At 55.1% G+C, this 25631-nt stretch carries 26 protein-coding genes and 2 tRNA genes; 10 read left to right on the plus strand and 18 right to left on the minus strand.

Annotated elements, in window-relative coordinates:
* Positions 1 to 108: 108 nt before the first annotated feature.
* Entirely contained in the window at positions 109 to 606 is a 498-nt protein-coding gene (locus SYNC_RS01555) for a hypothetical protein (protein WP_041426303.1), read from the plus strand.
* On the opposite strand, the gene SYNC_RS01560 is transcribed toward SYNC_RS01555, so the two are convergent.
* A complete protein-coding gene (locus SYNC_RS01560) occupies positions 580 to 2655 on the minus strand; it encodes a lytic transglycosylase domain-containing protein (RefSeq protein ID WP_011618299.1) in 2076 nt (691 codons plus the stop codon). The two genes, SYNC_RS01555 and SYNC_RS01560, sit on opposite strands and share 27 nt — an antisense overlap.
* 25 nt (positions 2656 to 2680) lie before the next feature.
* Here SYNC_RS01560 and SYNC_RS01565 point away from each other — a divergent pair, with 25 nt between their 5' ends.
* Positions 2681 to 2884, plus strand: a complete 204-nt coding sequence (locus tag SYNC_RS01565) for a hypothetical protein (RefSeq protein WP_041426304.1) — start codon at positions 2681 to 2683, stop codon at positions 2882 to 2884.
* Between the two features lie 43 nt (positions 2885 to 2927).
* Positions 2928 to 4319 (plus strand): phosphoglucosamine mutase, encoded by a 1392-nt coding sequence (gene glmM, locus SYNC_RS01570; protein WP_041426305.1) that lies wholly within the window; start codon positions 2928 to 2930, stop codon positions 4317 to 4319.
* Here glmM and SYNC_RS01575 read toward each other — a convergent pair.
* From SYNC_RS01575 to SYNC_RS01590, 4 genes are read right to left on the minus strand one after another with little or no spacing between them, the layout of a single operon-like run.
* Positions 4314 to 5252, minus strand: coding sequence for a BadF/BadG/BcrA/BcrD ATPase family protein (locus SYNC_RS01575; protein ID WP_041426306.1), 939 nt, complete (start codon positions 5250 to 5252; stop codon positions 4314 to 4316). The genes glmM and SYNC_RS01575 overlap by 6 nt on opposite strands.
* Positions 5249 to 6559: an IctB family putative bicarbonate transporter gene (locus tag SYNC_RS01580; protein ID WP_041426307.1), complete on the minus strand. Its 1311-nt coding sequence runs from the start codon at positions 6557 to 6559 to the stop codon at positions 5249 to 5251. The genes SYNC_RS01575 and SYNC_RS01580 overlap by 4 nt, the downstream gene beginning before the upstream one ends.
* Positions 6552 to 7265, minus strand: coding sequence for a tRNA (guanosine(46)-N7)-methyltransferase TrmB (gene trmB, locus SYNC_RS01585; protein ID WP_011618304.1), 714 nt, complete (start codon positions 7263 to 7265; stop codon positions 6552 to 6554). The genes SYNC_RS01580 and trmB overlap by 8 nt, the downstream gene beginning before the upstream one ends.
* Positions 7265 to 8524, minus strand: coding sequence for an FIST N-terminal domain-containing protein (locus tag SYNC_RS01590; protein ID WP_011618305.1), 1260 nt, complete (start codon positions 8522 to 8524; stop codon positions 7265 to 7267). The genes trmB and SYNC_RS01590 overlap by 1 nt, the downstream gene beginning before the upstream one ends.
* 70 nt (positions 8525 to 8594) lie before the next feature.
* Here SYNC_RS01590 and SYNC_RS01595 point away from each other — a divergent pair, with 70 nt between their 5' ends.
* The 3 genes from SYNC_RS01595 (at position 8595) to SYNC_RS01605 (ending at position 10704) form a co-directional block, all read left to right on the plus strand.
* A complete protein-coding gene (locus SYNC_RS01595) occupies positions 8595 to 9206 on the plus strand; it encodes a DUF3177 family protein (protein ID WP_011618306.1) in 612 nt (203 codons plus the stop codon).
* Complete coding sequence (locus SYNC_RS01600) at positions 9196 to 9507, plus strand: hypothetical protein (protein ID WP_011618307.1); 312 nt, start codon at positions 9196 to 9198, stop codon at positions 9505 to 9507. Before SYNC_RS01595 ends, SYNC_RS01600 begins: the two co-directional genes overlap by 11 nt.
* A 501-nt stretch (positions 9508 to 10008) precedes the next feature.
* Positions 10009 to 10704 (plus strand): hypothetical protein, encoded by a 696-nt coding sequence (locus SYNC_RS01605; protein WP_148201801.1) that lies wholly within the window; start codon positions 10009 to 10011, stop codon positions 10702 to 10704.
* 501 nt (positions 10705 to 11205) lie between these two features.
* Here the strand turns inward: SYNC_RS01605 and ileS are convergent.
* Positions 11206 to 14112: an isoleucine--tRNA ligase gene (ileS, locus tag SYNC_RS01610; RefSeq protein ID WP_011618309.1), complete on the minus strand. Its 2907-nt coding sequence runs from the start codon at positions 14110 to 14112 to the stop codon at positions 11206 to 11208.
* 26 nt (positions 14113 to 14138) lie between these two features.
* On the minus strand, positions 14139 to 14930 hold the full coding sequence (locus SYNC_RS15110) for a hypothetical protein (protein WP_255321990.1): 792 nt from the start codon (positions 14928 to 14930) through the stop codon (positions 14139 to 14141).
* Positions 14931 to 14958: 28 nt separating this feature from the next.
* On the opposite strand from SYNC_RS15110, the gene SYNC_RS01620 reads away from it, so the two are divergent.
* A tRNA-Leu gene (locus tag SYNC_RS01620) sits at positions 14959 to 15040 on the plus strand.
* A 55-nt stretch (positions 15041 to 15095) separates the two neighbouring features.
* A complete protein-coding gene (gene crtR, locus SYNC_RS01625) occupies positions 15096 to 16115 on the plus strand; it encodes a beta-carotene hydroxylase (RefSeq protein ID WP_011618311.1) in 1020 nt (339 codons plus the stop codon).
* A 36-nt stretch (positions 16116 to 16151) separates the two neighbouring features.
* On the opposite strand, the gene gatC is transcribed toward crtR, so the two are convergent.
* From gatC to SYNC_RS01640, 4 genes are all read right to left on the minus strand, one after another.
* Positions 16152 to 16445 carry an Asp-tRNA(Asn)/Glu-tRNA(Gln) amidotransferase subunit GatC gene (gene gatC / locus SYNC_RS01630; RefSeq protein ID WP_011618312.1) on the minus strand — a complete coding sequence of 98 codons (294 nt, stop codon included), beginning with the start codon at positions 16443 to 16445 and terminating at the stop codon, positions 16152 to 16154.
* A complete protein-coding gene (locus tag SYNC_RS01635; protein WP_011618313.1) occupies positions 16442 to 17230 on the minus strand; it encodes a creatininase family protein in 789 nt (262 codons plus the stop codon). The genes gatC and SYNC_RS01635 overlap by 4 nt, the downstream gene beginning before the upstream one ends.
* A 41-nt stretch (positions 17231 to 17271) precedes the next feature.
* A complete protein-coding gene (locus tag SYNC_RS14520) occupies positions 17272 to 17415 on the minus strand; it encodes a hypothetical protein (RefSeq protein WP_006853653.1) in 144 nt (47 codons plus the stop codon).
* A gap of 87 nt (positions 17416 to 17502) precedes the next feature.
* Complete coding sequence (locus SYNC_RS01640; RefSeq protein ID WP_041426308.1) at positions 17503 to 18234, minus strand: queuosine precursor transporter; 732 nt, start codon at positions 18232 to 18234, stop codon at positions 17503 to 17505.
* 127 nt (positions 18235 to 18361) lie between these two features.
* On the opposite strand from SYNC_RS01640, the gene SYNC_RS01645 reads away from it, so the two are divergent.
* Complete coding sequence (locus SYNC_RS01645; protein ID WP_049750378.1) at positions 18362 to 19024, plus strand: DNA-3-methyladenine glycosylase; 663 nt, start codon at positions 18362 to 18364, stop codon at positions 19022 to 19024.
* Positions 19021 to 20070 carry an aspartate carbamoyltransferase catalytic subunit gene (locus SYNC_RS01650; RefSeq protein ID WP_011618317.1) on the plus strand — a complete coding sequence of 350 codons (1050 nt, stop codon included), beginning with the start codon at positions 19021 to 19023 and terminating at the stop codon, positions 20068 to 20070. Before SYNC_RS01645 ends, SYNC_RS01650 begins: the two co-directional genes overlap by 4 nt.
* Here the strand turns inward: SYNC_RS01650 and SYNC_RS01655 are convergent.
* From SYNC_RS01655 to SYNC_RS01680, 7 genes are all read right to left on the minus strand, one after another.
* Positions 20010 to 21524, minus strand: coding sequence for an NAD(P)/FAD-dependent oxidoreductase (locus SYNC_RS01655; RefSeq protein ID WP_011618318.1), 1515 nt, complete (start codon positions 21522 to 21524; stop codon positions 20010 to 20012). The two genes, SYNC_RS01650 and SYNC_RS01655, sit on opposite strands and share 61 nt — an antisense overlap.
* Before the next feature lie 70 nt (positions 21525 to 21594).
* Positions 21595 to 21936 carry a DUF565 domain-containing protein gene (locus tag SYNC_RS01660; RefSeq protein WP_011618319.1) on the minus strand — a complete coding sequence of 114 codons (342 nt, stop codon included), beginning with the start codon at positions 21934 to 21936 and terminating at the stop codon, positions 21595 to 21597.
* Positions 21937 to 22120: 184 nt separating this feature from the next.
* Entirely contained in the window at positions 22121 to 22321 is a 201-nt protein-coding gene (locus SYNC_RS01665; RefSeq protein ID WP_006853639.1) for a hypothetical protein, read from the minus strand.
* A 53-nt stretch (positions 22322 to 22374) separates the two neighbouring features.
* A complete protein-coding gene (locus SYNC_RS14525; RefSeq protein WP_167897100.1) occupies positions 22375 to 22527 on the minus strand; it encodes a hypothetical protein in 153 nt (50 codons plus the stop codon).
* A gap of 226 nt (positions 22528 to 22753) precedes the next feature.
* Positions 22754 to 23005 (minus strand): hypothetical protein, encoded by a 252-nt coding sequence (locus SYNC_RS01670; RefSeq protein WP_193328837.1) that lies wholly within the window; start codon positions 23003 to 23005, stop codon positions 22754 to 22756.
* A gap of 383 nt (positions 23006 to 23388) precedes the next feature.
* A complete protein-coding gene (locus SYNC_RS13510; protein WP_011618322.1) occupies positions 23389 to 25236 on the minus strand; it encodes a serine hydrolase in 1848 nt (615 codons plus the stop codon).
* Positions 25237 to 25520: 284 nt separating this feature from the next.
* A tRNA-Ala gene (locus tag SYNC_RS01680) sits at positions 25521 to 25593 on the minus strand.
* Positions 25594 to 25631: the final 38 nt, after the last annotated feature.

Below are 25631 nucleotides of genomic sequence, written 5' to 3' on the forward strand. Positions count from 1 at the left end.
CACTTTGGCAGGCTGATGGGTGTGTTGTTGCTAGCGTTTGAAAGCCAATTCCGTTGTTGTGATCTGCTTTCTCGCTGATTTCATCAGTCGACCATTGGCTGCTTGCTGATGTCTCTTCTTCGATTCCTCGTATTGCCGCTGCGGGCCCCCCTGCTGCTTGTGCTGTTTGGTGTTGCAGTTTTCCTTGGCCATCACTGGTCAATTGAGAGCGAGCATTTGATTGCTATGCAGAATGTGTCGCCCACCTTGTTCTGGACGGTGGAGGTCTTGCAGTCGTTCGTGATTGTGCTCATCTGCACGATGCCTGATCTCCTCCTTCGTCAGCTGTCGTTGTTGATGGCCTCCAGCCGGGTGCTCAGCCTGATCTCCACCCTTCTGCTCGTCATCATGGTGGGCCTCTACCTGCTCAGTCTGAGCTTGTTGTCCGATGTGCTGATCTTGGCGTCTGCCACCTTGCTGGCTCGGCTGGACCTTACCCGGATCAAGGTGGTGCCTCCGCCTCAGGTCATGGCCTTTTGGTTGACGGCGTTGGTGCTGGTGGGCATCTGGTTGGGTCAGGATCTGCCAAACCCTCTTGCCTCAGCTGTCGCAGCGGTCAGTACCTGATCCGAGATAGGCCCAGAGATTGCCCAGCACTTTTTTTGTGTAAAGGCGCGTTTCTGGATAGGGAATTCGCTCGATCCATAACTCAGGATCATTCTTCAAAGCTGGTGTGACCCATTGGCTGGCGGCCCCAGGCCCTGCGTTGTAGCTCGCAACGGCCAGCACAATGTCTCCCTGCCACTGCTCCAGCAAGTGACCGAGATAGCGCGCTCCGAGCCTTGCGTTGCGTGTTGGCTCGCGTAGTTGATCCTGGCTCAGTGCATCGCCGGCGAGTTCTTCCGCTGTGGCTGGCATCAGCTGAAGCAACCCGACCGCCCCCACGGGTGAGCTGACGCCTGGGGAGAAACGGGATTCTTGCTTGGCGATCGCCATCAGCAGTTCATTCCGTACCGCCTCCTGTTGTGATGCGCGCTCAAACACCTGCGAGAGCAGACGCGGATGCTGGCTCCGATGGAGGAGCTGACGTTCCTCGCAGGATTGATTCACGAGCCTCAAACTGGCGCGCCAAAGACGACTCAGACCTGTCCATGAGTCTCCAACGGCAATACGAAGACGACCTTCCACGAGCTTTTGCTCTGGATTGGTGGGCTGATCGGATGGCGGTTGTTGGTTCCTCCAGGTTTCCCATGCTTCCTGGGTTTGGCCGAGTCGCCAGAGACGATCCACAAATGAATCACCACTTTGGAGTGGCTCCCAAGGTGATTGAAACGAATCGCCGAGCCCTGCAGAGCGAGAGGCTGATGCTTGATGGAGATCAGGAAGATCTCCCCGTCCCAGTCTCACCTCGGCGCGCCAGGTGTAATAACTCCTTGGATGGGTTTTGACCAAGTGCTGCCAGACCTGCTGAGCTTGGGTTGTTTGGTCTTGCTTCGACAGTGTGAGTCCCAGCCAGAACTGCTGCCTTGCGGCCAACGGTTCAGGAAGATTTGAGCTCGGAATGGCCCTTAGCAGTGATTCTGCTGTTTGCCATTGATCTTTTAAAAGTGCCTCGCGGGCCAAGTCCCACTGCAGTTGCCATGCGGCTGGATTGGTAGGCCATCGTTTCAGAACGGACATGGCGTTCGATGCGTCACCATTCGCCGAGTCACCGAGGCGCACCCGGGCGGCTGCAACATCAGCGGAGCGTTGTTGCAAAGCTTGCGGCAGTGCATCCAATAGAGCGGGATCGGGTTTCAGCGGCTCGCTCAGCAGCGCCGCTGCTTCGAGAGCCGCCGGATCATCGGGGTTGTTGATGGCGAGCTCAAGCAAGTGCTGCTTTCCACGCCCTTGCTGTTCAGCGGTGCCTCGGAGCAGGACCCGACCAATGGCCAAGGCGCTGGCTGGAGTGGTGGGTGTGCCCTGAAGGCAGGCTTCCGCTGCACCGCCATCACCGAGGGAAGCCAGTCCTCGGGCGAGCGTCAGTCGATCGTCTTGGTTCAAGCCATCGCCGCTGATCCTGTTGCAGGCTTCCCTGAGCTGAGTGGCAGCTCCTGGCCATCGGGCGCCCCAGCGGGCTAGATGCAAGGCGGCGATGGCTTGCTTGGGGGATTCTGTTTTGGTTTCTGCTGCTGCCGCTAAGGCGGCTGGATGACCTGGTTGTTGCCGGAACAGCTCTGTGTGGAGCGCTGGGTGGGCTTGCCCTAGTTGATAACGGGCATCGGCACTGGCGGCACTGTCAGGGAAGCGTTGAAGCAAGTCCTGCCAACGTTTCTGTTCTTCTGACGGCTGGCCGAGTTTTGCTGCGGTTAACGCCTGCTGTTTCAGCGTGACGGCAGCGATGGGATCGTTGCCCCAGCCCTGATTGGCCAGTAAACGCTGGGATCTGTCCGCTGAATCGGCGCTGCGCGCCGCTAGTAAGAGAGCTGCTTCCCTTCGCTCACTGGGATTGATCGACCAGCGGTAATGGGTCCAGAGATCAGCGTTTGAAATCGATGGCGTGAGTGGAGTGTGCAGACGTCGCATGAGCGTCTGTCCGCCGAGGACTAGCGCAACGGTGAGGAGTGGAGTTCCAGCGAGAAGCAGAAGGCCACGGGAGTGTTGAACGGTCAAGCCTCGGCCGGAAACTGGTGGCATTCTGTTCCCAGCGCACGGCATTCGGATGGCAAAGGGGCAAGGGCCGCGGCTCCCAGGGAGCGAGCAACGGCGCCGCTGTGCGATTGCCACTGGCCTGGCTTTGCTGGTTTGGGGATTGCGTTGGCTTTGGCCTCTGCAAGTCGTGCCTGGCTGGCTGGTGGCAGGGCTGTTGGCTTGGGCGTTCTTGGAAGTGGCAGCGCTATTGCTGGCTCCGCGTCGATGGCGTTAGAACCAGCGATCCGGCTTAAGATTGAGTTCAGAATTGAATTTTCATGGCTGAAGCTGCCATCCATCCTTTGGGGCAACTCCCAAAGCCATCGAAGATCAGCTTTGGGACCGATGGCTTGCGTGGTCGGGTGGACACCATGCTCACTCCGGCCTTGGCTCTTCAGGTTGGGTACTGGTGTGGACGCGTGCTTCAAGCCGAGGGGCCTGTGCTGATTGGCATGGATTCGCGAAGTAGCGGAAGCATGTTGGTCGCGGCACTCACCGCAGGCCTGACGGCTTCAGGCAGAGAGGTTTGGACTTTGGGACTGTGTCCCACGCCCGCTGTGCCAGGTTTGATTCGCCGCTATTCAGCTGCCGGTGGCTTGATGGTCTCGGCGAGCCACAACCCTCCGGAAGACAACGGCATCAAGGTGTTTGGAGCCACTGGCAGCAAGTTGTCTCCTGAACGTCAGCAGGCGATTGAAGCTGGTCTGTGTGGTGGAGATGGCTCTGGGATGGCGTTGGCGGCATCAGGAGCTGCACGCCATCGTCCTGAACTTCTTGACGACTACCGCGCGAGCTTGCTGTCCAGTGTTGGGCAGCATCGACTCGATGGTGTGCCCATCGTGCTGGATCTCTGCTGGGGGTCGGCAACAGCCTGTGGCGCAGAGGTGTTTTCTGCCCTTGGCGCCGATCTCACGGTGTTGCACGGTGATCCGGACGGAACAAGGATCAATGTGAATTGCGGATCCACCCACCTTGAGGCTTTACGCCGCGCCGTGATCGAGAAGGGCGCCGCCATGGGTTTTGGCTTCGATGGGGATGCCGATCGGATGTTGGCGGTTGATGGCCAAGGACGGGTGGTGGATGGCGACCATGTCCTCTTTCTCTGGGGGTCGGTTTTGCAAGAGCAGGGACAGCTCCCTGATCAGCGCTTGGTGGCCACGGTGATGTCAAATTTGGGGTTTGAGCGGGCTTGGCAGGCGCGCGGTGGGCTCCTGGACCGGACACCGGTGGGAGACCAGCATGTGCATGCCGAGATGGTCCGCACGGGGGCAGCTCTTGGCGGCGAGCAATCAGGTCACATCCTCTCTTCCGCCCATGGTTTGGCTGGTGATGGTGTCTTGACCGCTCTTCAGATTGCGAGCCTCTGCCATGCACAGCAGCTCTCCTTGGCCGAGTGGGTGGATCAGAGCTTTCAGGCCTATCCCCAAAAACTGGTGAATGTGCGCGTCGAGAATCGCGAACGCAGAAAGGGTTGGGCGGACTGTGCGCCTCTCTCTTCTCTGGTTCAAGAAGCGGAGGCTTCGATGGCTGAAGACGGACGTGTGCTGGTGCGGGCGAGTGGGACAGAACCACTGCTGCGTGTGATGGTTGAGGCTGCCGATCAAGCGGTGGTCGATCACTGGACCTCCAGCTTGGCGGCAGCAGCAGAGCTGCATCTCAACGCCTCATGATCTGCAGCGTTCGAGAGCCAGCGTGAGCGCTCCATCGCAGGCGTCACCACTCCGGTCGTCCCAGCGAGCATCGACCTGGCGACGGCGTAAAGACGTGTTTACGGCTTGTTGAAGGGGCGCCAGATTCAGCAGTGCGCCACCTCTTGCACAGAGCACTGGCTGAGTGAGCCCCAGGGAAGAAGCCACGGCTTGTACGGCTTCGGCAAGGGCATCGCCGGAGCGGTCGAGTATGGCCTTGGCCTCAATATTGCCTGCTTCAGCGGCGGCCGAGACGAGGGGGGCCAATTGGGCGAGCTGGGCTGGTTGGTAGTTCGGCTGCACAACGAAGGCCTTGATCGCTGCGGCTGTGCGGCAACCGAGAACTTGCCACAACTGGTTGCGGAGCGGTCCGTCTGGGAGTCGGCCATCGGCCATGCGCAGGCTGAGCTGCAGCCCCTGATGGCCGAGATCAAAGGCAGCGCCAGCCCCATCCAGTTGCCATCCCCATCCCCCACAACGTTGTTCAAGGCCGCTGGCGTTGCGTCCAACCACGATCATTCCCGTGCCGCTGATCAGCACGATGCCGGCATCGTTGGGGAATGCTCCACGCAGAGCGATGCGTTCGTCGCCAGTGGCGATGCAGTGCTCGATTGGTAACGCGAGACTGGCTGCCAGCAGCTCGCTTGCGCGGTCCTGAAGTGCTGTGCCCTGCTCCACTCCGCTGGCACCAACAGCGGCAGCGTTGATCTCAAGTCCGCTGGGATTGGCGGCATCCAGGCTGCTGCGAATGGCCTCCACGAACCGTGTTTCGCCCTCGTTGGCTTGTAGATGGCTGACGCCACTGCCCTTGCCTTCGCCTAGCGGTTGCCAGTTCCCGTTATGCCATCGGCTCAACTTGCAGCGGCAATGGGTTTGGCCAGCATCGAAACCAGCCAAAATCAGGGCGTCGCTCATGGGTCTGTCTGGGTGGCTTGTTGGGCCTGACTCAGGGTTGCCAGGCAAAACCAACCGATGATTTGCACTTCTGGTCGGAAGAAAATGGTGTCCGTAGCGCCTTGAATGACCAGTCCAGCGATCGCGGCGAGGCAGCCCAGCCAGGGCAACGCCAGGGCAGCCGTTGAGCGCAGCGCTCTAAGGCCGTTGCGAAGACTGGCTCCAGCCAACCCAAGCGCAGCGATCAAGCCTGGAATGCCCGTTTCAACCAGGAGCTCTAGAGGAACGGAATAGGCACTCAGGGCATTGAATTTTGGCTGTTGATAGAGGGGGTAAACGGCATTAAATGCGGCGTTGCCTGGTCCGATGCCCAGCCAGGGGCGGTCTTGAATCATCTCCACTGCGGCCAACCACACGTTGATGCGGAAGTTGTTAGAGCTATCGCCTCGTCCAGCTAGCAAGCTGGCGACTCGCGTGCGAATCGGATCCACCTGCGTGACCGCGATTGCTAAGGCCACTCCAGCAAGCACCAGCAGGGCGATGGGGACGAGACGTCGCCAAAGTTTTGGCCAGTTGCGAATGGCACGCAACACGAGCAGCAGCAGCAGCACACCAAGGGCCGCGAGCATGCCCAGCCAGCCCCCGCGGCTATAGCTAAACAGGGTGGCGGTAGCTCCTAACCCCAGTGCAACCGCTGCATAGCAGCGTGCCCCCCAGCCATTCCAGCGGATCAAGGCAACGAGCGCTAATGGAAGGATTGGCACCAGATATCCCGCCAGCAGATTGGGGTTGCCGAGGGGTCCGTAGATCCTGATCGTGCCTGCGGCTACAGAATTGGGATCGGCCCAGCGTGCCAGCTCCTCGGTGGGTCCGTAGAGCTGGCGCAAGGCCATCACGCTGGTGAGCAATTCGCCGCCCAGCAATGCGGCCACGAGCCGGTCCCACCAGTCGGGTCGCTCGGCCAGCAGCTGGCGCATCAGGGCATAGACGCCGAGGTAGCTGAGCAGCTTGATCAGGCCTTTTGTTGCTGCAGCCGGAACAGGGGAGAACCCCGTGGCGAGCAAGGCGATGCCAAGAAACAAGAGCACCCAGGCGCTGATGGCACCGATGCGCTGAGGTTGGCTCACGCTGGACCAGAGGATCCACAGCGCTCCGCAGGCCAGAACCACAAGGCCTAACCCCGTTCGGGTGAGGAAGGGCAGTCCTGCGAGCAGAACCATGAGCAGGATGCTGGCTAACCAACTCAGGCGCCGTCGCTGCTGCTCACTAGCGGGCAGGACTCCTTGCCAGCTCAGCAACAAAGGTGGTGGGGCCGGAGCCTCAGCCATGAGGTGTGGGTGCAGCGTCTTTGGAATTATCAACCTGTTGCCAAGCCATCTCCAGATCCCTTAATGCTGGAAGCTCAGCCTGGGTGCGCTCAAACAGCACGCGATAGGTGGGTTGTCCCTGTTCCTGGACGTAGCGCTCCCGTTCCGTTGCTACGGGCAAGGGATTACTGGATCGCCAAGGCTGTGGATCGTCTTTCGGGCGCGCAAAGCAGTTGGAGAGTTCCACGAGGGCCACCATCGGTTCGATCACTGCCAACACATCACTTTGCAGAAACAGGTGTCGGCCGGGATGGAGTGCTGCAGCGATGGCAAGCAAGAGGGCGGGTTGCAGCACTCGACGTTTGCGATGGCGTTGTTTGAACCAGGGATCTGGGAATTGAATGCTTACTAGCTGCAACTGGTCTGGCGGCAACGCTGCCATCCAAGCCTCAAGGCTGATATTGGCGTTGCAAAATAAAAAATGAAGGTTGTGCTGTTCCTGCCGGTCGCGATCGTGTTGGGCGGCTTGCACCAAAGGCCGGCGGATCTCAACTCCGAGATGGTTGCGCTCGGGCTGCATCGCCGCCAGCTCCAACAGAAAAAAGCCTCGAGCGCAACCAATATCGAGATGGATCGGCAGGTTGGGATGCTCAAACAGCTCATGCGGCGCCGGGAGTTCCAGCGGCAACTGAAAGAAGCGGCTGAGGGGATTGACGTGCTGGCGCATCAGCCCTCAGTTGACTCAGCCAGCGGTGCGTGGCGGAGTAAGCCCCAGCAAGCGGTGTAACCATGCAGGTAGGTGGTGTTGCTCAAGGGGCCGATCTCTCCGTTGCAGAACGCTCCGGCGATTGGAAGATTGGGCATCACGTCACGAGCGATCGAAACATCCCCGTTGGCTTCTCCAAACAGCCCGCTCCCTCGACCGAGGCAGGCAAACAACAGACCGCAAAGGGGAGGAGGGAAGGGACAACGCTCTTGGCTGACCTCCAGCAGCTGGCGTGCCTCCTGCCTTGATGACTGCGCTTCTCGGAGCTGAAACTGCACGTGTTGGCCTGGGCGGACCCGCTCAGCTACCGCGACTGCACCATTGCGAGGGTCGACGCCAATCAGATTGCGCACCAGAAAATCGCTGGGGCACTCCTGCATCAAATTGCGACGTTCCACCCCAAGGAACAGGGAGTGCTGCACCAGCTCTCTGTCCTCCGCATTGAGATCGGCCAGGACGCGTTGCAAGCAGGCCACAGGATTGTCGCGACGATCACCATCGCTGAGTTCCAGCAGGACGTTGCGCTGGGCTTGTTCGATCGCAAACACGGGACCAATCGGTCGGCAGCCCTGGGCAACGACCGGATCAAGAACCCAGTCGCCACCTATGCTCACCCCTGCGGCACCATTGATGATCTGACCATTGAGGAGTAGGGATCCATGGCTGGCGTTATGGGGTGCGGCAATGCCACCGATGATCGCAGCGTTGGGATAGGCGTAATCCAGGCCGCTGATGAGGTCGTTGATCGCTCCGCAACTGGGATCGATGAACAGCAGCAGGGATCGGCTGTTTGTTGGGTCCACGCTGACCCAGTCCTGCCAGTTTTGAACCGGTCCATCAAGGTCCGGGAGAGAGCCAGTGTCTAGTTGAAACGGCTTCAGCTGAGCTCCAGGGAGATTTAAGAGGGTGATGCTGAGGGCCGTGGTCTGTTCCAGCTCTTGCGATCGTCCGGCACTGTCCGTTCCAACAACGCCGCCTCCAACAAAACCGATCCAGTGTTCGGCCTGGAGTCGTTGGCTGAGAAGCGGGAGCAACCGCGGGAGATCGCTAGCGAAATGGCTGGAAACAAACACCAGGGCTAAATCGCCTTTTTCCGAGCCAAGTTGATTGCTGACGTCTTTCGTTGCCTCTTCCAAAGAGGCACAGCCACTGAGTGCAGTTCGGCATTTGGCCTGGGCTCCGGAGCCTCGGAACCAATCGAGGGGGTTGAACGGAACCATGCATTTGACCCTACCAATCTTGAGGGCTAGGTCGATGGCATCGATAATGGCTCCAACTCGAACCTGCCTGGTGCCTGATCTCCCCTATCGCAGTTTGGTCTGGCTTACCTATCGCCTGGGTGCAACATTTGCCCTGGGTGTTCCGCTTGTTTTGCTGATTTGGGCAGGGGTGCGGCGTGAGCCAGCCATGGTGCGATTGCTGAGTTTGTATTGGAAGGTGGCAAGCCTGCTGCCCATCAGTGTGTTGCTGCTCACCGATCGGCGGCCGATCGGATATGTCATGGCCTTCATTGCCCCAGTGCTGATGGTGGTTTCGGTTTGGTTCTGGGTGGATCTCAATGAAGAACTGGCCGACAGCGCACCGGGTAGTGCCCTACCGCTGACCGTTCGCATTTGGCGCTGGGCGCTCAGCGGATTTGCCTTGCTTGCGGCGGGGATGTCGGCAACAGCGTTGCGCTGTGCAAACCAACTGAGCGGTCCTGAGTGCATGGCCTGGCTGGAAGGTCCCCAGGGATTGCATCGTGTGGCGGAACGTTTGTTCGACTTCGTCTTCGGGGGGCAGTGGAGTGAGGCAGTTGCCGCATTCATCGGCTACGTGGCTTTAGTGGCGTATGTGGTGGGGCTTCTCCAATGGCTCCTCGTGCGCCTGCCGCGTCAGGGGCGGGTGGCTGGTGAGTTCTGATCCGTTTTTGCCGGTTCTTGAGGCGATCAGTCGCGATCACCCCGATCGCGTGTTGCGGCTGAGAGGAACTGTGCAGACCTCTGAACGGGAAGAAGAAGTTCTGGAAGTGTTGATCTTTCGGGGCTTCAGCAGCTGCACCACCCACTCAACAGATTTTGATCCGGATCGAACCGTGCTTCCTGATGGGGCGGTGCTTGAAACGGGCGAACTCCTGCTGGGTCCTTTGGATCCTCAGCAAGAGCAACTGCTTGTGGGGCCTCTGCCTGCCGATGTTCTGATGGATCGAGATCTTTGGGCCTAAATGAGATTGGTCAAAGATACAGAGCCTTATGAAATCATTCGTATTGGCGTTGTATAGACAGATTCCCTTGAGACGTGTAAATCAACTTTGCTTTGGCAAGTCAGATTTTCTCTGCTGAAGTGGCGCTTTAAGGGTTGGGGTGTTCCTGGCAGAACTATGTGGCTTTATTGTGGTAAACGATGAATGTCTCATCCGGATATGTTTCATTATTCGGGAACTGTTTAGCATGTGATTTGGTTTCCTGATCTAATCCCTGTGTTGGACAGGGTGCGTGTGAAAAAAGATTGTAAGCGCACAGACATGAGCGTGATTTAAGCTTGTTAAACATTTGTTTTTTGCTTGAGTCGTGCTGTAAAATTAAAAGTTGAGGGTCGTCCTCGCAATCGTTTTTGCAAATGTTCAACAATTGTCTCCGCAATGGAAGATTCTCCACGGATGGGGTGTTCTCTAAAGTGAATTGTCTCATTATTGGTGATGTAGGTGCATAGCTTCTTGGCTGGGTTGAAAGTCGCTCGCGTGAAGGGACTTAATCTGACCCAACGCTCTTATGGCTTGTATGTATTTGTGCTGGCGGCGATTTTCTTTGGTCTTTTGATGTCTAATTCATTGATTTTGCTAAATATTTCTGGGGAGGACGGATTGATTGAGAATGCAACTGCGGGCATCCTCCTTGGCTCAGCATGTCTTTCAATTAGTCAGTTTTTCATTAAATCAAGTGATAAAAAAGTATTCCTTACCTTGTCCGTTTTGGGGCTAATTGGATTTTTGGATGAGGTGAGTTTTGGGGATCGGGCCTTTAAGGGAATGTATTTCTTTAGAGTGCACGGTGTAAAGATTGATGGGATTCATGACGTAGCAGAGGTCTTTGCAAATTTAATAAAAACAAATATCGTTTACCACGCACTGGAAACCCTCGGAGTACTTGCTGTAGTCTTTGTGATATTGATTTGTGCCTTTGCAAAGCGAGCGCCATTAGTTAAGAATTGCACTAGAAAAATATTTGCATATTGCTCTAGTAAGCAAATATTGGGATACTGGCTTGTAATTTTTTTGTGCATACTTGTGTCTCAGTCTATTGATATTTTTCGTATAAAGATTTTCTCTTATCAAGCCATAGAGGAGTTTCTTGAATTGATTGCCGCTGGTGGCTTCATGGCATGTGTGATATCTCTTGCTAGGGGTGATGCAAGAGGGTGAATTTGTTTATTTGCAAAAGGCATGTTGAGCGTATTTCGGTCAATCAATAAAAGCTGGCTTGTGAGCGGTGAATAGTCTTCGTTGATATGTTTATGGCGAGTGGGCAAAAGTTTCGTAGGATAGTCTTGAACCTCGATTGTTCATATTCTTTCGTGTCTCTTCGTCGTCTATCTGTGACGTCTTGGCATCTGCTCGATGGCGAGATATTCGGCTTATGAGAGACTATCCGTTTGCCTTGCCTTCAGTTTCGTTTCCAAATTGGCAGCAAATAATTTTTCTTGTGATGTTTGTGCAGGTTTATATATAGTCTGGCTCGTTGTTCAAAATGAGGGCGGCAAGTTAAAAACAGAGGTTGGATTTGCTGGTGCATATGTCCGTCTAAGAGTGGCTGAAAGTACATTGATTCCGCTAATGAGGTGGACAGTGAATTGTCGTGAGGTTTCCATAAATATTTCATTCATAGCGAACGTTGCCTCGGATTTGAGCACAGCTTTTGCATGATCAGCGCCGTTCCAGCACGGACACGCAGCGACCACACAAGCCGGGGTGATCACTGTATTGACCGATGTCGGCTTCATAGTGCCAACAGCGCTCACACTTCTGACCCCGAGATAGGGCCACTTCGATCACGGCGAGCTCGTTGTCATCACTGGCCAGCAATTCGGCCCAAGGCTCGCCTCCAATCTGCAATTGGGACACGAGGAGCCAGTCGCGCAGGCCATCCACCTCTTGATCTCCTTTGCTTTGGAGCCATTGAAGGGCGTCTTGGAGAGCGGGGGTGCGCGCTTCGAGGCGAACGGCCGCTTCAAGCGATGATCCCAGCTTGCGCTTGCTTCGGCATTCTTCCAGCACTTTGTTAACCGCTGCGCGCAGCTCGCGAAGCTCTTGCATGGGGTCTCGAAGGCTGTCATCGCGCCACTCCTCCGGCACGCTGGGCCAGCCGCTGAGAAACACCGACTCGGTCCCTGTGGGATAGGGAATGTTTTGCCAGATGTCTTCTGCCATATGGCAAAGCACTGGGGCGATGGCCGCGGCCAGACGTTCGATGATCAGCGCCATCACGGTTTGGCAGCTGCGGCGACGCTTGTCGTTGGGGGCGCTGACGTACAGCCGGTCCTTGGCGATGTCGAGATAGAAGTTTGAAAGATCGGCAACGCAGAAGTTCTGCAGGAGCTGGAAGAAGCGGAAGAATTCATAGCGTTCAAACGCTTCACTGATCTGGTCGAGCACGGTTGCGGTGCGCTGCAACATCCAGCGATCGAGCAACGGCAAATCGCTGATGGAGATCGCATCACGGCTTGGGATGAAGTCGTGGAGATTTCCAAGCAGGTAGCGCGAGGTGTTGCGCACCTTGCGATAAACGTCTGATAGCTGCCGCAGGATGCCAGCACCGATCGGCACGTCTGCGGAATAGTCCACAGAACTCACCCATAGGCGAAGCACATCGGCGCCGTAGGCCGGTTCTTGCTTTTGGTTTTTGCCGCCTTCGATGATCACCATCGGGTCAACAACATTGCCGAGTGATTTGCTCATCTTTCTGCCTTTTTCATCCAAGGCAAAACCATGGGTAAGCACGGTTCGATAGGGCGCTGTGCCGTTGACGGCCACCGAGGTCAACAATGAGGACTGGAACCAGCCGCGATGCTGATCAGATCCTTCTAAGTACAGATCTGCTGGGTAGCTGAGACCGTCGCGTTGGCTCGACACAGAGGCCCAGCTTGAGCCGGAATCGAACCACACATCCATGGTGTCGGTGCCCTTGCGCCAGAGGTGCGCTTCTGCTTTGTGGCTGGAGGGGAGGAGGTCAACCTCGTCTTTTTCCCACCAAATGTCGGCTCCGTGTTCTGCGATCAGAGCTTTGACATGGGCGATGGAGTCGGAATTGAGCAGCACTTCGCCGGTTTCACGTTGGTAGAACACGGGAATCGGGACACCCCAGGTCCGTTGACGGGAAATGCACCAGTCGCCCCTCTCGGACACCATGGATTCAATCCTGTTCCTGCCGGATGCGGGCAGCCATTGCACGCCATCAATGGCCGTTAGCGCCTCGGTGCGGAATCCTTCTACTGAGGCAAACCACTGTTCTGTCGCTCTGAAGATCGTGGGCTTTTTCGTGCGCCAGTCATAGGGATAGCGATGGCTGTAGCTCTCTTGGAGGAGTAGGGAGCCGGAGTCTTCGAGCGCCGCGATGATCTTTGCATTGGCATCCTTGAGCACGTTTAAGCCCTCGAATGGGCCGGCTTCTGCGGTGAGTGTTCCGGCTTCATCCACAGGGCAGAGCACGGGCAGGCCGTGCTTTCGCCCGGTGTTGAAGTCATCCACGCCATGGCCTGGTGCCGTGTGCACCAGACCCGTACCCGATTCCGTGGTGATGTACTCCCCACCTACAACAATGGCGCTACGGCGCTCGAGCAGGGGGTGGCTGTAGGTGATGCCAGCAAGATCGGCCCCCTTCACGGTGGCTTTGGCTTGCAGTGGGCGTTCCAGCTTGGAGGCGATGGAGTCGCAAAGCTCGGCTGCCACGATCAGAAGCTGCCCGTTGCCGTCATCTGCGAGGCAGTAATCGAGGCGATCGTTCACCGACACCGCCAGGTTGGCGGGCAGAGTCCAGGGGGTAGTCGTCCAGATCGCTACCTGTAGGCACTGACTCAGGGTGTCGCTCGCTGCGGGTACGTCCAAGCCCTGCGCGTTGAGCTTGCTACGTAGGCTTTCGGGAAGATCAACAACAGGAAAGCCCACGTAGACACTGGGGCTGGTGTGTCCATCGGGATATTCCAGTTCGGCTTCTGCTAGTGCGGTGCGTGAGCTAGGGCTCCAGTGCACTGGCTTCAGGCCTCGGTAAATATGGCCCTTCAGCGCCATCGTTCCAAAAACGTCGATCTGAGCGGCTTCGTAGTCCTTTTGAAGCGTCAGATAGGGATGATCCCAGTCGGCCCAGATGCCCCAGCGCTGAAAGCCCGCCCTTTGTCCTGCAACCTGCTTGTGGGCGTAGGCCGCAGCCTTTTTGCGCAACTTGATCGGGGTGAGCGCTTGACGCTGCTCCTGGTTCATGGCCTGGAGCACTTTGAGCTCAATCGGTAGGCCATGGCAGTCCCAGCCAGGCACGAAACGCACCTTCCTGCCTTGCATCAGTCGATGCTTATTGATGATGTCCTTGAGCACCTTGTTCAAGGCGTGGCCCATGTGCAGGGCGCCGTTGGCATAAGGGGGGCCGTCATGCAGGGTGAACACCGGGCCGGGATTGTTGCGTCCAAGATCCAGATCAATGCCTTTCTCTTTCCAGAACGCTTGAAGTTCCGGTTCGCGGTGGATGGCATTGGCACGCATGCCAAACCCCGTCTCCAGCAGGTTGAGGGTGTCTTTGTAGGACGGGCGCTGATCAGCGTCCTGGCCTGTCTGCTGGGTCACGTTGGCGGCTGCAGCAAAGGGGATTATCAGTCTTCGTCGGTGCGGGTGGTATTGGGGGCTGTGTTTGAGGCTGTGTCGATGGCGCTGCCTGGAGTGCCGTCTGCATGGCTGTCCATGCTCGTTTCAGCTCGGGTGGCGTCGGTTTGAGTTTCATCGCTGCTGGACGTTGAACTCACCTCATGCGTTCCCAGAGATGGTTCTGGGCTGTCTGGACGGACCCAGCTTTTCTTGTGTTGTTGCTTAGTGCCTTGAGCTTCAGTTGTGGTGTCGTTGTCGTGACTTGCCTCGTTCGTTCCAGGTTGTTCACTTTTTTCAGATTTTTCACTGATCTCATCACTGGGAGGAGTGTTTATATCTGCATCGGCGGACGGCTGCTCAGGTCGTATCCAGAGTTTGTTGGTTCCGGTTTTTGCGGCAGGTTTCAGGCTTTTGAGTGTGTCAGCTGTGGCATTCACAAGGCTGGCTAATACGGAGGTGAGTTGTTGAAGGCTCGTGGTCCAACGTTCCCGGGAGCCGAGTCTTTGTTGCTCCTCATCGCTGAGTTGTTGCCAGCGGGCCTGCCCAACTTCTGCCCCTAGGCGGCTGATCAGCAACCCAGCGCAGGCCACTCCCAGCATGGGAGCTCCTCGGAGTCGGTCACTGCTGGTCACGAGGACCAGCCCAAGTAGGAGGATGACGGCTCCCCAGGCGCCATCGCGGGGACGACTGAGTTCAGTGGCGAGCAGTGGCAGCAGCAGAACTGCAAGACCCGCCAGCAAACAGAGGTCTCCAATGAGAGTGGCCAGCATCGGTGAATCGAGTGTCGACGTTGTCGCCATTCTGGGTCGATGTTTAGGATTCGCTTCTGCCCATCTGGCGGAATTGGTAGACGCGCTGGTTTTAGGTACCAGTGACTTCGGTTGTGCGAGTTCAAGTCTCGCGGTGGGCATTCCTTTCCTAGATTGGTGTCGCTTGTAGTAGCAGGCGACACAGGAATCTTTTCGATGACTCAAGCACTCGCACAACCGGAGAGCCAGGGATCGACGCCCCTGCTTCGGTCAGTGCCTAAAGAGTTTGTCGATCCACCGTCTGCCTGGAATCCAACGGTTGCTTTGTTTTTGGGTGGTTATGGCTTGGCAGCTTTGACCATTTGGGGCTGGTTTGTAGGTGGTTGGCCGTTGCCCCTGTTGTTGATATGTGGGTTCTTAGCACTTCATTTAGAGGGCACAGTTGTGCACGATGCCTGCCATAAGGCGGCTCATCCGGTCCCTTGGGTTAATCAAACAATGGGGCACGGATCAGCATTGCTTTTGGGATTTAGTTTCCCTGTCTTTACGCGGGTGCACTTGCAACATCATTCTCATGTGAATGATCCAAAGCATGATCCTGACCACATCGTCAGTACCTTTGGCCCTCTCTGGTTAATTGCGCCTAGGTTCTTTTATCACGAGTTTTTCTTCTTTCAGCGAAAGCTTTGGAAGCGTTGGGAGTTGATGCAGTGGGGATTCGAGCGTGCAATCTTTTTTACTATTATTGTTGCTGCAATTCGATTCGATTTTCTGCCTTTTATTTTTAATTGTTGGTTTGCCCCAGCGCTCATGGTTGGAGTCACGCTGGGCCTTTTCTTTGATTACTTGCCCCACAGGCCGTTTTTGTCGCGGAACCGTTGGCAGAATGCTCGTGTGTATCCAGGTCGCACAATGAATTGGTTGATTATGGGTCAAAATTATCACTTAGTTCATCATCTTTGGCCCTCTATCCCCTGGTTTGAGTACAAGCCCGCCTATGAGGCGACGAAGTCTCTCCTTGATGCAAAAGAATCGCCGCAGAGGCTAGGAATCTTTGAAACTCGCTCGGATGTCGTCAATTTCTTTTATGACATTCTGATCGGAGTTCGAAGTCACAAGCCAAGGGGTAGCAAGATGCGCCCGATTGCAAAGTTTCTGCCCAGTAGGCGCCTGCGACGAGGTTGGCTGTCTTTGCTGAAAAGAACCGCTGTCACGCCGGCACGTCAACGTTACTAATCCGTAGCGTTGACGTGCTCTTTGTTGTTTTTTCGCTTAATCCGCGAGGATTTTAGGAACGCGGAAGAAATCTCCTTCACGTTGGGGGGCCTGATCTAAAAGCTCTTGGCGCACATCTGTGGCCACAACAGAGTCTTCACGCGTGGCATTGACCACTTCTACAGCACGTGTTGTGGGTGGAACCCCTTCGGTGTCCACCGCTTGAAGTTGGTCCACATAATCGAGGATTCGCTCAAGCTGCCCTGTATAGGTAGCGATGGTGTCTTCAGGTAGATCTAGGCGGGCAAGTTTGGCCACCTTGCGAACGTCGTCGGCGGTGATCTTGCTCATGCAGCGGAGAGAAAGGTTTCAAGATCTTCGCGCAGTGCCGTGGCTGCTGTATCCAGTAACTCTGCTCCGTGTTCTGGCTTGGCCAGATAGGGGTCAGAGCCCATGCGGCCATCGGGATAGCGTCGCCGAAAATCGGCTGGGCCGTGAATCGCTCCGCATGGGGCGGCTTCAGGTAAGGGCCTTTGTTTGGTCACCAGGCTGTCGTGAAGGTGGAGGGTAACGGCGATTTCGCTTGGGGTGGCATGTTGGCCTTCGCGATTGCCATAGAGCTCTCGGGCTTGGCGCATCACAGCCCCTGCCATGAACCAGTTGGAGAGTCTGCAGCGCAGTTTGGGTGCTACCGGTAGTCCTCTGCTGGCGGCGGTTCCATAGGCCTGGGCAAAGGCTGCTTTGGTGGTGGCCATGTTGCCTCCGTGGCCATTCACCACAAAGATTCGCTCGAATCCATGGGTGGCTAAGGACAACACAAGGTCATGCATCACCGCCATCAGGGTGGCCGGTTGAAGACTCATCGTGCCCGCGAAGCCGAGATGGTGTTCGGCCATGCCATAGGCCTGAGCTGGCGTAACCAGCACTCCGCTGCGACGACCTAGCTCCAACGCCACAGCTTCTGCTGTGAGGGCGTCAGTCCCAATCGCACCCGTGGGTCCATGTTGTTCTGTGGAACCTAAGGGGATGATGATTCCTTTGCAGCCTTTCAGATAGGCCTCAACATCGGGCCAACTCTGGAGAGCCAAACGAATGGCTTCGGTGTTGGCTGCTGGGCCAGGCAGGGTGGCGTTCATGCCATCTCGATCAGTGGCTTGATGATCGCTCAGCTCGCCCCTTAGTGCGCTGTGCCGTTGCCGTCGTACTTGTCGGTGTTGTAGTAGCCGCCTCTGGTTCCGAAGTAAAAGGTGGCAATCACGAACAGTCCGCTGCCAAAGACCAACACGGTCCCGAGATTGAAGCCGGAGAGGGCGGCGTCCATGGTTGCAAGATCAGTGCACCAATCATGCCAAGGAGTTGCAAACTGAGCTTCCTTGGTGCGCTGATCATCACCGGAGTGGCGCGGATCTCAGGGAATAATCTCCTTGCCGTCTCCTTGAATATCCAGCCAATCGCGTAACCAGGTGGTGAGCCAGATGAAGGGCAGGGTGTCAGCAAAAGCCGCGAGGGCTTTGAACAAATAACCGCTGGCAATGAAAGCTCCTAGCTGAGGAAGAACCGCTTCTCCGGCGCGAATGGGCAACACATGCGCGGCGTAGTGGCTGATCAACACCACGGCGCTGGTGTCTACCAATTGGCTCACCAGGGTGGAGCCGTTGTTACGGAGCCAGAGGGCCTTGCCATTCGTGCGCTCCTTCCAAAAGTGGAACAACCGCACGTCTACGAATTGGGCCGTGAGGTAAGCCACCATCGATGCTCCCACGGACCCAAAGGCCAGGCGTTGAATCTCAAAAAAGGTGGATTCTGGAGCGCCGTTGAGGCCGGGCAGGAGACCTCCGAGCCACAGAATCAACACCACCCATCCATTGAGTAAGAGGCCTACCCACACCACCTGTGTGGCTTTCTCCTCCCCCCAAAGCTCACTAATGAGATCGGTGCACAGAAAAGTAACGGGATAGGGGAGGGCGCCAACGGCCACCACGATGGGCCATGCCCCAATCTGGCCAAGGGTGAGGAAGCGTGTCAGGCCAAGGATGTTGAGCATCCCAAGGGTGCCAAGAAAGAGCCCGGCTAGCACAAGAAACGCCAGGTCCCGCCTGGCTTTGATTTGGCTTGTGGTGATTGTGGGTGATGCCGACATGGGGTTCGTCGTTCATCGTTTGCGTCTCGACAGTCTGGTCATTCGGGTTGTGTTGACATGCCATCTGGAATGGCGCGGCTGGATTGCCTTGTCTTGATGACAATGCATGGAGCGGAGTGGTGGAACCATGGATCATCTCTCCAGCAACTCATTGAGCCATCCAGCCCATCCCCGTAGATTTTCAGCCCTCCCTCAAGCCTTTTTTTGCCGCCCTGCGGAGGTCGTTGGACCTGAATTGATTGGCTGCTTCTTAGTGAAACGCCAGAACGATGGAAGTCTGCTCTGGGGCGTGATTGTGGAAACTGAGGCCTATTCCCAAGACGATCCCGCTTGCCATGGTTATCGCAGACGCTCACCGCAGAACGAAACGCTGTTTGGCGAGCCTGGGCGGTTTTATGTGTATGTGAGCTATGGCATCCACCACTGCGTGAATGTGGTGACCGATCGCAGTGATTGGGCCAATGGGGTGTTGCTTCGCGCTGTTGCTATGCCTGGCGAGCCTGAGCGAGTGGCCGCTGGTCCAGGTTTGTTAGCAAGGCGGTTTGGTCTCAACAGAACGCATGACAGCCAAGCCGTCTGTGGCGAGAATGAATTCTGGTTGGCCTCCAGGCCCTCCGTTCTCAACGTCCCTGAGCTTGTGACCACCACGCGGATCGGAATCTCTCAGGCACAGGATTTGCCCTGGCGTTGGTACCTGCAGGACTCACGCAGCGTGAGCCGGCGTGCCCGAGGTGATCGGATGCCTGCTTTGAGCCAGGCCTTCATTCCAACTCTGGAGTGGAAGCGATGAGTGGCTGGTCCCATCGACATGTGCTCGACTTGGCTTCATTTTCGCGTGACGACTACGCCACGGTGCTGGAACTTGCCCATCGTTTTCGTTCGATGCCGGTGACGGGCGCTCGCAAACTCCCGGCCTTGCAAGGGCGATTGGTTGCAACTTTATTTTTTGAGCCCAGCACGCGCACGCGCAGCAGCTTTGAGTTGGCCGCCAAGCGGTTGTCTGCGGATGTGCAGAGTTTTTCTCCTTCCAGCAGTTCCCTGAGCAAAGGCGAATCCCTGCTCGACACAGCGCGCACTTATGTCGCGATGGGGGCTGATGTGTTGGTGATTCGCCATCGCTGCACGGATGTACCCGCCCAGTTGGCCTCTGAGTTGGATCAAGCCGGAGAACGCACCGTTGTGCTGAATGGCGGTGATGGTCAGCACAGCCACCCCAGCCAGGGTTTGCTCGACCTCTACACGCTTGCTCACCATTTCGATCCCCGCAACTCTCAACTTGATGCGTTGCAGGGCAAGCGCATCGTGATTGTTGGCGACGTGGTGCATTCCCGCGTGGCACGCTCCAACCTCTGGGCGTTAAGTGCATGTGGCGCGGATGTGGTGCTTTGTGGGCCGCCCAGTCTTGTGCCCGATGCGTTTGCGGCTTTTTTGGATGCTCCGCCTCCCGGGCAAGCTTCAGATCCTGTCCGGGAGCGTGGAACGGTGCAGATCAGCCGCTCCTTGGATGACTGTCTGTCTGGCGCGGACGCTGTGATGACGTTGCGCTTACAAAAGGAACGCATGACCGATCACCTGCTCACGAATCTTGATCGCTATCACCGTGATTTTGGGCTCACCCATGAGCGGTTGCGACGCTGTGCTTTTTCAGGCCCTGTGCTCCATCCAGGCCCTGTCAATCGTGGAGTTGAAATGAGCGGTGGACTCCTGGACGACCGCTCGATTTGCTTGGTTGAGGATCAGGTGCGAAACGGGATTCCTATCCGCATGGCACTGCTTTATTTGATGGCAGCGTCTGATCCTGTGGCGGAGTCGTCGCGGGCCTCAGCGCCATCCTGAGCAGAAACACCGGAGACGGAATTGGCGTAGTAATTCATGGCTGCTTTGAGAGCCGCATCTGGTGCGGCAATTGAGGGCCCGCTTCCGCTGTTCATCGGGAACGGAGCGTCTGCGGAGTCGAGACCGATGTGCTGACTTGGCATGCCAGTGAGCAGCATTGATGAGCGTTGCTGCGACAGAACAGCAAACATCCACTTGATCAGCAAGGACCAGCGATTTTCTCGATCGGGCATGAAGGCAAGGTGTGCGGCGGCCCACACAGCCCAGCCTGGGCTTCCACTGAATTTGAAGCCGCGCAGATCAGCAACAGCAGCAACACGATCCAGCACGGCCATGCTGCCGAAATCAAACCATTTGAAGTTCGGACGATTCCCTCCACTCATGATCGCGGCAATGTCTTTGCCGACGAAACCGCCCGCTTGGGTTGCTGGGCCTGCCATCCCGGGCAGTGGATTTCCCGTGGAAGTGTGCTTATAGCTGCAGAGATCGCCAACCACCCGAATCTCTGGATGGTCTTTCACGCTGAAGTCGGGTTCAACAATCACCCTCCCGCCACGATCCAATTCACAATCGATCGAGCCTGCCAGGGTCTTGCCCAGGTGAGATGGTCGTACACCGGCTGTCCAAATCACGGTTGCAGCTTGAATTGTTTGTTCGCCATCTGGAGTGCCAACGGAGACTTCTCCAGGCTTCATGCTCTGAACACGTCCCTTAAAGAGGGTCTCGACCCCTAGAGATTCCAGGGTCTTTTGAGCAGAGGCCGACAACGACTCAGGCATCGCCCTCAGCAATCGATCGCCAGGGTCGATCACGATGATCCTTGAATCATCAGGATCAAGTTGCTTGAACTCACGGCGCATGGCATTGCGCATTAACTCGGAGGTGGCACCTGCCATCTCGCATCCCGTAGGCCCCCCTCCCACAATCACCACGGTTTGAAGGAATTTGCGTGCCGCGGGATCAGGTGTTTGTTCGGCCTGCTCCATCGCCATCAGCAAGCGGCGACGAATTTCTTGAGCGTGCTCAAGGATTTTCATCGGTGGCGCAAAAGTGCGCCATTCTTCATGGCCGAAATAGGTGCTGCCCGAGCCCGTTGCGAGTACTAAGTGGTCGTAGGTGAGAATTTTTTCGCTGAAGTTGATTTGTTGCTTCTTGGCATCTAAGCCCGTGACTTCTCCCAGCAGGACCTGAACGTTGCGCTGCTTTCCAACCAGCTGTCGCAGGGGTGTCGCAACATCACCGGGAGCTACTAGGCCTGTTGCTACTTGATAAAGAAGCGGTTGAAACAAATTGAAGTTGCGCTTATCAATCAAGGTGATCCGCACATCTGCCTGCGCAAGCGCTTTGCAGGCTCGAACTCCAGCGAAGCCCCCGCCCACGATCACCACATGAGGGGCGTCGCGAAGACGTTCTTCTGGCGGTTCGAGCTCGAGAAAGAAATGCTCAGCAGCCATGGTCTAACCATCAGCAGATCTAAATCCAGGCTATGGATTCCGTACAAGATTGTCTGGATTTGTGCGTTCTTTAAAGCAACTTGAATCCTTCCAATAAGAGGCCATAGAGCAAACCAATGCGTGACATGTCCAATAGATCACGTCCCAGATGCTTTTGCCGATCTCGCGCCCAATGCCGTCTAGTTCGAACCATCAGCTCCCAGATCGCCACAGTCACCAGTGCGGCCACTGGATCCATTAACGCCAAAGCACCTGCAATGGCACCAATGCTGTTCCCAAGAGCGAAGCTTGCTCCGAGGGCAATCAACATTAAAGAAGCCCTTCTCCAGGGATTCACTGCCCACTGGTCAAGGCGTGAAGTGGCTTCTCCGAAACTGATTTGAAGTCGAGTCTTTTGCAGTCGAGCGGTCATGCATCGAGCCCCTCAAACCTCGTAATCAAAAGTGTGCCACCAGTTGATCCCCATCACCCGGCCGGCAAGCTGCCGACCTAAAAATACTCGATTTTTATTTGTTTCTTATATGAATAGCTGGTTTTTGAGCATTTCCTGTTGAAGCAAGATTTGCTTTGAGTTGACCACTAAGCGGGACCACAATTCAGTCGGAATCGGCTTTCGCTTTGCGGGATGATTTCCCCTCTAGTAGCTCAAGCAACGCCTCCATCTGGGCCATGACTCCTCTCACTTCACCCGCTTCAGGCAAGAGTCCGTCTTCCATCACGCCTTGATGCATTTCTCGCAGCTCCTGGCGGATGTAGCGAAGGTGGCTCACGACCTGTTCTCTTTTGGATTGCGACATCGTTTATGGCCGTTGCTGACATCCCTTTTACCGCATGGTCGTCCCGAGTGTCGTCAGCGACGGCCCAGCCCACCAGCTAAAGCGATAAGGCCATAGGTGATGAGGGCGCTGGGTCTGGCAAGCGTTGAGACCAAAACAAGAGCCGAGAGGCCTACAAATAAGGGCAGACGTCTTGTGAAGTGAGTGCTTGTCGAAAACATCAGCAAGACTCCAAGGCAAACGGTTGGCGCCTGTGAAGGCCTATAGCTGTAACGATGGAAGGCTGCTCCTCAAGGCCCCAGGCCATGGCTGTCCTTGAAATTGAAAAACAATCTTAAGGCCAATTGTCTGAGACGACGTCTCAGACAATTGGCCTTGGCCGCTGCCTCGAAAGAAAATATTTTGGTTCTGCTCCGGAGGCTGTGGATGCCCGGAAGTGGGTGTGCCACAACGTCAAAGGCGAGAGTCCAGAGTTCGCCGCCTCCCGCTTCCCAGAAGGACAGATTCACAAAGTTCCCGAACGGCGGGGTGTGTTGGATTGAGTTCTCGTTGTTGGTTGAGCTGGCCAGCGAGGAGCATCGAAGCATCAGGATTGGCTCCTGGATTACGGAGTACGTCTTCGCCATGGAGGAGACATTGATTGAGAAGTTTTAAATCAAGTCCTCCTTGCACGATCGATCGTGGAAACAAATCAATAACGTCCATGAAGAGATGGCTGATGCGTTGAAAGAATTTCGACAACAAGTATCAATATCAACAGAGCCACAATGCCTTTGATCAAAGACGTGGAATTGAAGGGTCTAACTAACGGGGATTCCCAGATCTGACCGGTGGTGCGATGGAAGCTTTTTTGTGTTGCTTAATTATAGGTTTGTGACGAGTGGGTCATTCTGCATAAAAAGATCCTCTAGATCTGCATCCACGATCCTCTTTTATTGAAGGTATCCCTAGGGTTTTGGTGCAAGGAGAGGTTTTTCGCTTTTGCTGGCAGCATAATAACTCGTTGGTGAAATCAATTGTCGTCCCTTCAAAATAAAAGCCTAGGCATTGCCTAAGCTTTTAGATTTCGCTATTCGTTAGTGCAGTATTTAAAACATATTAACGCTAGGCCAGCTGGAGGTTGAGTTGACGATGTCTTGCATTAAACTGTTAAGAACTGCAGGGTCTTTGCGGCTGTTAGTTGCTGCAGCATAGCCAAAATTTGAGTTGTAATTCTTCTTGTACACTGCTGCTGTGCCGTCCATAAGGCCGTAATGGCTACTCCCGTGGTCATTGTTGTGTCTCATGAAACGAAGTAGATCAATAGGTGTGGCTATCCATCCACCATGAGAATCAAACCGTTGAGGCTTGACGCTTGAATAAGCTCCTCCTCCATAGTATGTAGCTTCATTGCGCAGTTGTTGGTTCTTTTTGTCTCGCCCGATAACCATGCCTTTGGCACCTGCAGGATTCAGGATCTTGTTTTTCACGTAAGAATCGTAGTCTGCATTGGTTGCTTTCTCAATCACTCGCCCCAGTAAAGAGTACCCAAAGTTAGAATACTGCTTTTTTTGTCCAGGGTTTGAGGCTAAAGGGTAATTGCTTAATGTCCAATTGATTAGGCCGGTAAACGTAGACCCAGAGTAAGAAAACATTGGATCTTTTTTGTCTCCATTCTTGTTGATATTTGTCAATCCTGCGTGATGGTTCAGTAGATGCTGAATTGTGATTTTATCGATGTTTGGGTTGGTTGAAGGCGTTGGGTAGTCGTCTCCAAGAATACTGTTTTTGCCAAATACTTTAGAGTTTGAGTTTAGAGATGTTTCTTTCAAGAGTTTCTTGATTGCCGCTTGAGTTACAAGCTTTGAAACGCTGGCAATGCGAAAGCGATGCTTTGGCCCCACTGCAATTCCCTTTGTGATGTCTGCTTTGCCGAAACCACGGGCGTACACAAGTTTATTGTTTTTGCTAATGGCTATCGACAGGCCTTTGATGTTGTTATCACGCATGTATTGACCAACTTTCCTTTCTATTGATCGTAGGCTTTTGCTTGCAAATTTCTTGTTTTCCCAGACTCCATTGAACTTGACTCCACTCGCTGAGTTGAATGCTTCGATGTATTTTGGTTCGTAACTCTGATATCGATAGTTGTCGAAGATATGCTGGTAGTTTTTGGTTGGAATGCTATGGCGTGCTTGATAATATTGCCCGCCTTCTTTGGTCCACACAGCAGCATAGCGATCGCTATTCCCTTTGCGATAGCCGGTGACTACTTTCAGGCGATAGCCTTCTTTGGCTGACTTGTTAAATTCTTTCTGGTATTGAGAGTGTGTAAGTCCGTGCCGAGCTTTCCATGTGGGCATATTCTTTTCGAATATGACAGCAAATCTAGGAGATCCTTTTAGACTAAATGCGCTAACATGCTTTATTCCGTATCCTTTGCCAGACATAGAAGTGACTTGGCTTTGGTATTGCTTTTCAGTGAGGCCGTGCCGTGCTTCGTAAGCAGGGCCAGAGGTTTTTTCCCAAATCGCTGCATAGAATGGCTTGCCTCCAATTTCATATCCATTGATGTATGTCAAGCGATACCCTTTTTTGTTGAAAGCGTTAAATGCGGCTTGATATTTTTGTGGACTCAATCCGTGACGAGCAATAAATGGCTTGCACTCGTTTTTGCTCCAAATTGCAGCGTAATTTGCCTTCCCTGCTTGTTGATAGCCTGAAATTGACTTTAGGCAATAGCCTTTCTTGGTGTAGTTGTTGAAAGTCTGCTGATAACTAGAACTTGACAGGCCATGCCGCGCAGTCCATTCGCTGGCGGAGGATGGCAACGCTGTGGTCAGCACCATTCCTGTGGCCGCAATTGCGCTAATTGTTGTGGCTTTTTTGATGCCGTCTTTTGCTTTCTGGTTGATTTTTAGAAAGATGTTGTTGAGATCAAGAGCTGAATGAATCATTGTTGTTAGATGTGAGTGTTAATTCAGGGTCATCTCCCTGGCATTCACACCATCGCCCCTCTGAAGGCTGCGCTCGTTGATCAGAGACAAGGCTGCCTGTGATTTTGCTCACTACGTACAAGAGAAGATTCGATGATCTGCTCTGAAGGCAGGTCCGAGAGCTTTTGTGGCAATTGTTTTTCTATGTGTTTGGAAATTTTGTCTCAGGATTGCACCTGTTTTGAATTAATTTGCTCTATAGTATTCAGGCGCTTAGATATTGAATAAGCTTTCGTTTTTGGCAATGGAGAATAGGGGATTCGAACCCCTGACCTCTGCGGTGCGATCGCAGCGCTCTACCAGCTGAGCTAAGACCCCGTCGCTTGAAACCTAGCGACAGCTCTATGTCTTGCCCG

This window comes from Synechococcus sp. CC9311 (genome assembly GCF_000014585.1).
Lineage (GTDB): Bacteria > Cyanobacteriota > Cyanobacteriia > PCC-6307 > Cyanobiaceae > Synechococcus_C.